The following is a 1,004-nucleotide window of genomic DNA, read 5'->3' as shown; positions in this document are numbered from 1 at the left end:
CCGGCAACGTCGAACGCATCGCCCAGATGGTCGAAGAATCCGACGCCGCCGTGCAGGCTGCGCACGACCAGGTGCGCCAGCTCGATGAACTGGCGCGTGAGCTTAATCAGGTGGCGGCGAGGTTCAGACTTTGAACGTTGGAAAGACAATAAACCGGCCTTGTGCCGGTTTTTTTATGAGCAAAACATCTGTGTCAGTAGTGTGTAATTGCGAAGGGGGTGTGCTGCGGTAGACTCCACCGGTTTAGCAAATGCTAATACTTAAAAAAACAAAGAGTGTTTATGTAGTTGCATCTATAAAACAAGACATAAATACATGAAGTTTGGAGGAGTGGTTGCCATGAATTTACGAACCCGGATCTTGATTATCGTCGTTGCCGCACTGATCGGCATGGTGGTGATGGCCGCTGGCGGCTTGCTGCAGTTGCGCCAGAGCATGTACGAAGAGCGCGAGTCGCAGATTGCCCAGCATCTTATTTTTGCCAAGGCCAAGATGAAATATTTCCAAGCGCAGGAAGCTGCAGGAAAGATGACGCGCGAAGAGGCGCAGAAACGGGCCGTGGAAGTGATTGCCGCCCAGAATACCAAGGAAGACTACTTCATCATCCGGGCGCTCGCGGACAACATGCTGTTGTCGCATGGCGATGTCAAGCGGATCGGCAAGCCCGATGCCGGCGGCAAGACGCCCGATGGCCGGCCGGTGCTCGAGGTCTACAAGGAAAACATTGCCAAGAGCCAGAAAGGGGTTGGGTTTATCACGTTGATGGCCGTGCGTCCCGGTTCCGGCGACAAGACCCAGTACAAGAAAATCAATGGCGCGACGGTTTTCGAGCCGTGGAACTGGATGATCGCCTATGGTGCGTTCGTCGACGATGTAGATAGCGCCTTCTGGCAGGATGCCGCCAGGATGCTGGTCATCGGTGTGGCATTGATCGGCATCGTCGCCTTCCTCGCCATCCGCACCATGCGCAGCATCCTCGGCCAGCTCGGGGGCGAGCCGCAATA

1 protein-coding gene is annotated in these 1,004 nt (G+C 55.3%); it reads left to right on the top strand.

Annotated elements, in window-relative coordinates; all coding sequences use genetic code 11:
• Window positions 1-339: 339 nt before the first annotated feature.
• Window positions 340-1,004, top strand: a 665-nt coding sequence (locus BMZ36_RS14215; protein ID WP_177187909.1) for a cache domain-containing protein, incomplete at its 3' end; no start/stop codon positions are given.

The organism is Formivibrio citricus, from assembly GCF_900115065.1.
GTDB classification, from domain to species: domain Bacteria; phylum Pseudomonadota; class Gammaproteobacteria; order Burkholderiales; family Chitinibacteraceae; genus Formivibrio; species Formivibrio citricus.
Note: the sequence above shows the minus strand (reverse complement) of the source record. Positions and strands in the feature narration are given on the sequence as shown.